The sequence below is a fragment of the Streptomyces sp. NPDC088725 genome, from assembly GCF_044751305.1.
In the GTDB taxonomy this organism is placed as follows: domain Bacteria; phylum Actinomycetota; class Actinomycetes; order Streptomycetales; family Streptomycetaceae; genus Streptomyces.
Window position 1 is genome coordinate 693,113 of sequence record NZ_JBIVLO010000003.1, and the last position, 8,729, is coordinate 701,841.

Annotated in this window: 9 protein-coding genes; 1 reads left to right on the plus strand and 8 read right to left on the minus strand. The window is 69.8% G+C overall.

The features are described from left to right. Nucleotides 1–157 precede the first annotated feature (157 nt). Complete coding sequence (locus ACIP6N_RS10165) at nucleotides 158–1,384, plus strand: DUF5667 domain-containing protein (protein WP_401814368.1); 1,227 nt, start codon at nucleotides 158–160, stop codon at nucleotides 1,382–1,384. 184 nt (nucleotides 1,385–1,568) lie between these two features. On the opposite strand, the gene ACIP6N_RS10170 is transcribed toward ACIP6N_RS10165, so the two are convergent. The 8 genes from ACIP6N_RS10170 to ACIP6N_RS10205 form a co-directional block, all read right to left on the minus strand. Continuing rightward, a complete protein-coding gene (locus tag ACIP6N_RS10170; RefSeq protein ID WP_401814369.1) occupies nucleotides 1,569–2,666 on the minus strand; it encodes a lysophospholipid acyltransferase family protein in 1,098 nt (365 codons plus the stop codon). Between the two features lies 1 nt (nucleotide 2,667). Beyond that, nucleotides 2,668–3,705 (minus strand): NAD-dependent epimerase/dehydratase family protein, encoded by a 1,038-nt coding sequence (locus ACIP6N_RS10175; RefSeq protein ID WP_401814370.1) that lies wholly within the window; start codon nucleotides 3,703–3,705, stop codon nucleotides 2,668–2,670. A 268-nt stretch (nucleotides 3,706–3,973) separates the two neighbouring features. After that, entirely contained in the window at nucleotides 3,974–4,072 is a 99-nt protein-coding gene (locus tag ACIP6N_RS10180) for a 30S ribosomal protein bS22 (RefSeq protein ID WP_003948845.1), read from the minus strand. Nucleotides 4,073–4,239: 167 nt separating this feature from the next. Further along, complete coding sequence (locus ACIP6N_RS10185) at nucleotides 4,240–4,452, minus strand: helix-turn-helix domain-containing protein (RefSeq protein ID WP_014046653.1); 213 nt, start codon at nucleotides 4,450–4,452, stop codon at nucleotides 4,240–4,242. Nucleotides 4,453–4,580: 128 nt separating this feature from the next. After that, nucleotides 4,581–5,396, minus strand: a complete 816-nt coding sequence (locus ACIP6N_RS10190; RefSeq protein ID WP_401814371.1) for a phosphatase — start codon at nucleotides 5,394–5,396, stop codon at nucleotides 4,581–4,583. A 101-nt stretch (nucleotides 5,397–5,497) separates the two neighbouring features. Beyond that, on the minus strand, nucleotides 5,498–6,670 hold the full coding sequence (locus ACIP6N_RS10195; RefSeq protein ID WP_401814373.1) for an acetoin utilization protein AcuC: 1,173 nt from the start codon (nucleotides 6,668–6,670) through the stop codon (nucleotides 5,498–5,500). After that, nucleotides 6,639–7,862, minus strand: coding sequence for an MFS transporter (locus tag ACIP6N_RS10200; RefSeq protein ID WP_401814375.1), 1,224 nt, complete (start codon nucleotides 7,860–7,862; stop codon nucleotides 6,639–6,641). Before ACIP6N_RS10200 ends, ACIP6N_RS10195 begins: the two co-directional genes overlap by 32 nt. Nucleotides 7,863–7,936: 74 nt before the next feature. Then, nucleotides 7,937–8,590: an HAD family hydrolase gene (locus ACIP6N_RS10205; protein WP_401814376.1), complete on the minus strand. Its 654-nt coding sequence runs from the start codon at nucleotides 8,588–8,590 to the stop codon at nucleotides 7,937–7,939. Nucleotides 8,591–8,729 lie beyond the last annotated feature (139 nt).

Sequence of the window (8,729 nt, forward strand, 5' to 3'; positions counted from 1 at the left end):
TAACCCATGTGCCGACACGCTCGTTGTGCGGGATGCAGGCTCCCTGCGGTCACGTCATGCCCGCGGCCACCCACTCATTCGTGTGGCCGCGTTCAAGGCGTGCAACCTTCCGGACCCCCAGGGGAGTCGATCGTCATGACGAGAGGAGGTGCCGCCAGTGATCGCGAACGTTTCGGCACACCGGCGGGCGAACGCCTTCGCCCAGGCCCTGGAAGACCGGACAGCCCAGGACCCGGCGGCCGAACAGCCCGCCGAGTCGGCTGAACCGGCCGAACAGGGACGGCTGTTGGCCCTGGCGCAGGGTCTCGGTGAGCTACCGGGACCCGCGCTGGACCCCGAGGTCAAAGTGGTGCAACGGGCGCAGCTCGTGGCAGCCATGGAGACCATGGTGCGGGAAGGCACAGTCGGCGGAGGTATGTCCTCGGGCTCCACGGTGCCCGAGCAGCGAACGTCCGGACGGGGCGCCCACCGGGCCTCCCCGCTCCGGAAATTGCGCCCCCGTTCCCGCTGGTCGAAAGGGCTTGCGGCGGGCGGGCTCACCATCGGGGTGGCGGCCGGCGCGTTCAGCGGGGTGGCCGCCGCCAGTTCCGACGCCCTGCCCGGCGACTCGCTCTACGGGCTGAAGCGCGGCATGGAAGACATCAAGCTCGGCATGGCGGACGACGACTCCGCGCGCGGCGGGCTCTACCTCGACCACGCCTCGACCCGGCTCAGCGAAGTGCGGCGCCTGATGGAGCGCGGCCGCTCCGGCCACCTCGACCACGAATCCCTGGCCGAGATCCGGCGCGCTCTGGGCGGAATGAAGCACGACGCCACCGAGGGCCACCGTCTGCTCCACCAGGCGTACGAACAGGACGGCTCGCTCGGCCCGATCGCCACCCTCTCCTCGTTCTCCGCCTCCCACCGCCAGACCTGGAACGGGCTCCGCGACCGCCTGCCCGTCCAGCTGCACGGTGTGGGCAGCGAGGTCAGCTCGGTGTTCGACGCCATAGACGAAGAGGTCGCCCCGCTTCAGTCCCTGCTGCCGCACGCCCCGGACAGATCCAGGGGCACCACCGCCCCCGGCGCCACCCCGGACACCGGCGGCCCCGGCCGTACGGACCACCACCCCTCGCCCTCCGCGCCGAGTGAGAGCGCGGGCCGCACGCACCAGAACAGCGAGAAGCCGCATCCGTCGGGCTCGGGACCGGGCAGCGGCGAAGAAGGACTGCTCGGGGGCAACGCGGGCGGACTGCTCAACCCGTCGCAGGACAACAGCCCCACCGCCCCGTCCGAGAAGGACAGACAGGACGGCGCCAACCCCGTCCCGGACGTCACGATCCCACCGCTGCTGCCGGACCTGCTGCCGCGCCTGGGCATCGACGCGGAGGACGCGGGCCAGTAACCGTCCACCAGCAACCCGACCGGCGACGTCCGCCCCGTCACACCAGCAGGACGACGCACGTGTGGTGCGGTGCTCCCCCGACAGGAGAGCACCGCACCTGACGCATGCGGAATCACGCGCGCCAGAACGCCGTCACGCGCTCAGCCGCTCGGACGAACACGAGAACGTGCTCGGAAGAGCACGCTCAGAAGAACACCGACCGCCGCTGCACCAGCAGCTCGTACAGCGTGTGCTGGATCCGCTCGCGCACCTGGTCCGTCAGGTTGAACATCAGCATCGGATCCTCCGCGGCCTCCGCCGGATACCCGTCCGTCGGAATCGGCTCGCCGAACTGGATCGTCCACTTCGTCGGCAGCGGCAGCACCCCCAGCGGCCCCAGCCACGGAAACGTCGGCGTGAGCGGGAAGTACGGAATGCCCAGCAGCCGCGCCAGCGTCTTCGCGTTGCCGAGCAGCGGATAGATCTCCTCCGCCCCCACGATCGAGCAGGGCACGATCGGCACCCCCGCCCGCAGCGCCGTGGAGACGAAACCGCCCCGGCCGAACCGCTGGAGCTTGTAGCGCTCGCTGAACGGCTTGCCGATGCCCTTGAACCCCTCCGGCATCACCCCGACCACCTCGCCGCGCCGCAGAAGCTGCTCCGCGTCCTCCGCGCACGCCAGCGTGTGACCTGCCTTGCGCGCCAGCTCGTTGATCACCGGCAGCATGAAGACCAGATCGGCTGCCAGCAGCCGCAGATGCCGCTGCGCCGGGTGGTTGTCGTGGACGGCGACCTGCATCATCAGCCCGTCCAGCGGCAGTACCCCGGAGTGGTTGGCCACCACGAGCGCCCCGCCCTCCGACGGGATGTTCTCGATGCCCTTCACCTCGACGCGGAAGTAGTTGTCGTAGAAGGGCCGCACCAGCGACATCAGGACCTGGTCCGTGAGGTCCCTGTCGTACCCGAACTCGTCGACCTCGTACTCGCCGGTGACCCGCCGCCGCAGGAACGCGAGACCGCCCGCGAGCCTGCGCTCCCAGTCGCTCCGGCCGCTCCCGCCGCCCGGCCCCGGTCGGCCCGCCCGCTCCCTCCCGGTCCCCGGCTCAGGCCCTCGCGGCTCGTCCGCGGCCTCCTGCCCGTCCGCTCGCTCCGCGGGCTCAGGCACCGGCTTCAGCGGGCCCTGCTTGCGCGCGTGCGGCTCACCCTGGGCCTGCTTGCCGGGCTTCGGCTGCTTGGGCCTGGCGGCCTGACCACGCCTCGGCCTCGGCTCCTCGCCGAACGGGATGACCTTCGCATCGGCCATGTCAGACGCGCTCCTTGCTGACGAGAGTGGAGATCCGGTCGACCGCACGGGCCACCGCCTCGGGCGGCAGCACTCCGGGACCCCGGCCGGCCGCGAAGTCCGCGAAGGCCTCCGCGGTCGTGTAGGTGGCCACAAAGCCCAGTGTCTCGCGCATCTGATCCGTACTGACCACCCTTCCGTGGGTCAGCAGCCGGATCTGCTCGGGCGAGAAGTCCGACATCCCGACCGTACGCAGCGCGGAGCCGACCCACCGCACGGCCGGCAGCGGCACCGACACCGTGGGCCGCCCGAGCCGCCGCGCGCACTGCGACAGCAGCAGCACACCGTCGCCGGCGATGTTGAAGGTCCCGCTGTTGAGCGTCCCTCGGCGCGGTTCGTCCGCCGCGATGAGCAGCACGTCGATGACGTCGTCCTCGTGGACGAACTGGAGCCGGGGGTCGTAACCGAAAACGGTCGGCAGCACCGGCAGCGAGAGGTACTCGGCGAACGGAGTGTCCGCCGCGGGCCCCAGGATGTTCGCGAAGCGCAGCACGCACACGGCCACATCGGGCCTGCGCCGCGCGAAGCCCCGGACGTATCCCTCGACCTCCACCGCGTCCATCGCGAAGCCGCCGCTCGGCAGCGACTTGGGCGGAGTGGTCTCGGTGAAGACCGCCGGGTCGCGGGGCGCGGAACCGTACACACCCGTACTGGATTTCACCACCAGCCGTTTGACCGACGGCGATTTCTGACAGGCACCGAGCAGTTGCATGGTGCCGATGACGTTGTTCTCCTTGACCGTGGCCCGGTTGCCGCCGCCCAGCGGAGTGGCCGTCACATCCAGATGCACCACGGTGTCCACGGCATGCTCGGCGAGCACCCGCGCTATGGCGGGCTGGCGGATGTCCGCGCGGACGAATTCCGCGCTGCCCAGCGGGTGCTCGGGAGCGACCGCGTCCACCGCGATCACCCGGTCCACTCCGGCGTCCCGCTGCACACGCCGTACGAAACGGCCTCCGAGCTGCCTGGCCGCTCCGGTCACGAGCACGACCTTGCCCAAGATCCGCGCCTTCCCCTAGGTCTTCAGCTCTTCGGTCCTCAGGTCTTCCGCGCGCGAGACACCCGGCACGCGTCGCCCGGTCGTCTCCTGCACGTCCCTCCTACGCGTCACCGTAGCGGGTCACCGCAGCGAGTCACTGTCACCCCAGGACAACGGCTCGGGAGAACACCACGGGACGCCCCGGAACCGTCACGGACCGGGTCCGGACAACACAGCGGCCCTCCCACCATGCTGGTGGAAGGGCCGCGAATGCTCGAACAGCTGTCGCTTACTTCTTGTTGCGACGCTGAACGCGGGTGCGCTTGAGCAGCTTGCGGTGCTTCTTCTTGGCCATCCGCTTACGCCGCTTCTTGATAACAGAGCCCACGACTACCCTCGCTCACTTCTCTTCACTCGGTGCGGGGCGTCTGGGCCCACACGACCTACGTCGGCCTAGCCTACCCGTCACCGAGTGAGGGACGTAATCCGAGGGGATCCACGGGTCCCTCCGGCCGATCTCCCGCCAGGAAATCCCGGGCGGACTCAACGAAAATCCTAGGCGGACTCAACCCCCACAAAGGACTCGCGGAGGTACTCGTGAACCGCTTGCTCCGGAACCCGGAAAGACCTGCCCACCCGGATCGCCGGCAGATGACCGCTGTGCACCAATCGGTACACGGTCATCTTCGACACTCGCATCACCGAGGCGACCTCCGCCACGGTAAGGAACTTGACCTCATTGAGAGGCCTCTCGCTGCCAGCAGCCATGACCCACCTGTACCTTCCGCACGCGACGGCCGCCGGCTTCCCCTCCGGTGACTCTTCGTCGCTGTGCGCTCACGCCCCAGACTAGGGGCGGGTGATACGAGTGGGGAAGAGGAGCAGCCCCCGACTGCTTACTGTGACAGACACGCCCGATTGAGTACATAGCGCGTCAGAGGCCGGTAGTAGTCGGAGCGCACGCCGTCATCGAGAGGCACCGCCACGGACACCCGTCCCTCGGCCTCCCCGACGAACAGCGCGGGGTCGTTGGTGTCGGCCAGACCGATGGCCTCAAAGCCCAGCTGACCTGCCCCGCAGACCCATCCATGGTCTCCGACGACCAGCTCGGGCAGCGGCCCGCCGGCCTCCGCCAGGCCCTCCAGAGCCATCCGGACCGGCAGGGGTGAATGAGTGTGTGCGCCGGGCTCACTCCAGGCACGCCGCGCGCCCGGCTCTCGCACCAGTGCAACACCTCGTACGTAGTCAAGGCTGTACGTACGTACCCCGAACCGGGTTGTTATGTCGATACATCTGCCCTGCGCCGGGCTGAGGACAAGACAGCCCGCCGCCGACAAAGCGTCTGCCAGCTCCGCGTAGAAACCGAGCAGACGGTGCGGATGCCCCGTACCGAACAGCACGGGCACCCGGTCGGCCGCGGCCGCGCGCAGCCGTTCCGCGAACGCGTCCAGCGCACTCAGCGTCCGCTCCGGATCGATGACGTCAGGCCCCGACACATGGTCAGGATCATCCGAAACGCCACACTTGTCGGCCATGAGTCTGAGCAAGTCCTGCTCTCTCCATGCCCACTTCGGATCGAGTCCGAGCGTGACGCCCGGATCCCGGGCCGCGAAGAGCCGGTAACTCAGCAGGCTTTTCTCCCGCGACGCGGCCACAGGACCGGCCAGCCTGGCCGCCAGCAGATGCGCCCGCAGGACTCCGATGCTCAACACCCCGCAGATGCTTCCCTACCCGCACCCGAACAGGGCCGGAACGCCGGATACACCCCACCGTTGGCGTAACGGCCCCGCACGGACGACGCGTGCGCCCGCGATCAGGCGAGCAGACCGCGCAGCGGGAAGACCGCCTTCCGCGTCGCCAGGATCGCCTGGTCGAGCCGGTCCGCCGGGTCGTAACCGGACTCCCACGGCTCCCACTGCCCCGTCCGCCCGTCCGTCATCCGGCCGGGCCCCAACTGCCGCGTCCGCGCGTACACCAGGTCCTGCCACACCTTCGGTACGGTCGACCGCGGATCAACGGGTTCGTGCGCGGCGATCCCCACCAGATGGGTCCAGGACCGCGGCACCACGTCCACCACCGCGTACCCGCCGCCGCCCAGCGCGACCCACCGCCCGTCGTCGGCGTACTCGTGCGCCAGATCGTGACAGGCCTCCTGGAGCGCCCGCTGCGCGTCGAGCGAGACGGCGAGATGGCCCAGCGGATCCTCGAAGTGCGTGTCGGCGCCGTGCTGCGTCACCAGCACCTGCGGCCGGAAGCCGGCCAGCAGCTCGGGCACGACCGAGTGGAACGCCCGCAGCCATCCCTCGTCGCCGGTCCCGGCGGGCAGCGGCAGATTCACCGCGCTGCCCTCGCCCGCGCCGGCTCCGGTCTCCTCCGGCCAGCCGGTCCCCGGGAACAGCGTCCGCGGATGCTCGTGCAGAGAGACCGTCAGGACCCGCGGGTCCTCCCAGAACGCGGCCTGGACGCCGTCGCCGTGGTGCACGTCCACATCGACGTACGCGACCCGCTCGACGCCCAGCTCCAGCAGGCGCGCGATCGCCAGCGCCGCGTCGTTGTAGATACAGAAACCGGCGGCGGATCCGGGCATGGCATGGTGCAGACCGCCGGAGAAATTCACCGCGTGCGTGGCGTCTCCGCGCCACACCGCCTCAGCCGCGCCCACTGATTGCCCCGCGATCAGTGCCGAGACCTCGTGCATCCCGGCGAAGGCCGGATCGTCGGCCGTGCCGAGCCCGTACGAACCGTCCGCGAGCCCCGGCTCCAGCGAGACCCGTCGAACCGCTTCCACGTATTCCTGCTGGTGGACAAGGCGGAGCGTCGAACTGCCCGCAGGCGGCGCGGACGCCACCGTCACCGCTCTGTCCAGCCCGTACGCCCGCACCAGGCCCATGGTCAGGGCCAGCCGTACGGGGTCCATCGGGTGCTGAGGCCCGAAGTCGTAGCCCGTCAGTGCGTCATCCCACATCAACAGTGCGCGGCCGTCCATGCCCGCCACCGTATCGGTCCTGCTCCGTCCCGAACGAACGGGCGTACACCAGCGTGACGGCGACCATCACCATCGGTACGAGCATCGCGCCCCGATAGCTCCACGCGTCGCCGAGCGCCCCCACCAGCGGCGAACCGACCAGGAACCCCACGTAATTGAAGATGTTCAGCCGGGCGACCGCCGCGTCACTGCCCGACGGAAAGAGCCGCCCCGCCGCCGCGAACGTCTGCGGCACGATCACACAGAGCCCCAGCCCCAGCAGCGTGAACCCGAGGATCCCCAGCCAGGCCCCGGGCGCCACCGCGACCACCGCGAAACCCGCGACGGCCAGCACGGTGCCGCACCGCACGACGGCCACGGCCCCGAAACGCCGTACGCCCAGATCCCCGACCGCGCGTCCCAGCAGGGTGGTGACCATGTACGCGTTGTACGGCACGGTCGCCAGCTCCTCGGAACCGCCCAGCACGTCCTGGAGGTACTTGGCGCTCCAGTTCGACACCGTGGAGTCACCGATATAGGCGAAGGCCATCACCAGGCAGAGCGGCAGCAGCAGCCTGAACACCACGGGCTTCGAGCCGGGTATTCGCCCTTCAGATCCGCCATCGGGTGTGTCGTCGCGCGTGTCGTCGGGGACGGCGTCCGCGTACCAGCGGCTTCCGGCGAGCGCGGCCGGCAGCAGGACCACCACCACCGGCGCGTACGACACCAGCAGCGACAGATCCCCGTGAGCGCCGACCCAGGCCAGCGAGGCACCGGCGATCCCTCCCAGGCTGTACGCGGCGTGGAAGCCGAGCATGATGCTGCGCCCGTACGCGCGCTGGAGGCTGACGCCGAGCATGTTCATCGAGGCATCGAGCGCGCCGACCGCGAGGCCGAACGCCCCCAGTGAAAGGGCGAGTTGCCACACGTCGTCCCCGGCGCCGACGCCCAGCAGCGAGAGGAGCACGACGGGCTGGGCGCACCGCAGCACCACCGCCGGACGCGCCCTGGCCACCAACTGCTCGGTGACCACACTGCCGACTCCGGCCAGAACGGGTACGGCGGCGAGGAACGCGGGGAGGAGCGCGTCGGAGATCCCGTAGTGGTCCTGAATGGCGGGGATACGCGTCACGAGCAGCGCGAACGTCACCCCTTGCACGAAGAAGCTCAGGGCCAGGGAGGTACGACCGTGCCGCGCACGCGCATCTGTCATGGCCGGACAGCGTAGGACGACGGTCTACCCGTGGGTAGATGCGTGGGGCCACGGATCGCTCGCGGGTGAGGCCGCTACGAGGCGGACTTCAGCAGTCCGGGCAGCTCGGCCATCGTGGCGAAGTACCCCTGGGCGCCGGCGAGTTTCGCGGCGGGGGTCATCGCGGTGAACGCGTACACGTCCATCCCCGCGGCCCTGGCGGCCTGGACTCCGAGGGGACTGTCCTCGACCACCGCGCACCGCTCGGGGGCGACGCCCATGCGTGCGGCGGCGTGGAGAAAGAGATCGGGCGCCGGCTTGCCCCGCCCGACGTCCTGGGCGCTGAAGATGACACTGTCCTCGAACCACTGGTCGAGCCCGGTCTTGCGGTGCCCGACCCAGATCCGCTCGTGACTCCCGGACGACGCGACGCAGTACGGCACGCCCTCCGCGGTCAGCTTCGCCAGGACGTCCGCCACTCCGTCGACGGGCTCCAGTTCACGCTCGAAGGCGGCGAACACCCGGGCGTGCAGGGTGTCGTCGAAGTCGGAGGGCAGTTCGCGCCCGGTGCGCTCTCCTACGAGGTCGTGGACGCGGTGGACGGCGGCGCCCATGTAGTCGCGGAGGGAGTCCTCGTAGGAGGTGGGGTGGCCGAGTTCGGTGAGATAGCCGGCCAGGATGGTGTTGGAAAGGGGCTCGCTGTCGACGAGCACACCGTCGTTGTCGAAGATGACGAGTTCATAGCGCATGTCTCAAGACCCTAGACGGACCGGAAACACGCTTTGAACGCAGAGAAGCCCCGTACCATAAAGGTACGGGGCTTCCCCATAAAAATTGTTCGGCGGCGACCTACTCTCCCACAGGGTCCCCCCTGCAGTACCATCGGCG

Coding starts and splice junctions, on each gene's coding strand:
- ACIP6N_RS10205 (WP_401814376.1), bottom strand. CDS start 8,590: ATGCGCTATGAACTCGTCATCTTCGACAACGACGGTGTGCTCGTCGAC.
- ACIP6N_RS10200 (WP_401814375.1), bottom strand. CDS start 7,862: ATGACAGATGCGCGTGCGCGGCACGGTCGTACCTCCCTGGCCCTGAGC.
- ACIP6N_RS10185 (WP_014046653.1), bottom strand. CDS start 4,452: ATGGCTGCTGGCAGCGAGAGGCCTCTCAATGAGGTCAAGTTCCTTACC.
- ACIP6N_RS10170 (WP_401814369.1), bottom strand. CDS start 2,666: ATGGCCGATGCGAAGGTCATCCCGTTCGGCGAGGAGCCGAGGCCGAGG.
- ACIP6N_RS10195 (WP_401814373.1), bottom strand. CDS start 6,670: ATGGACGGCCGCGCACTGTTGATGTGGGATGACGCACTGACGGGCTAC.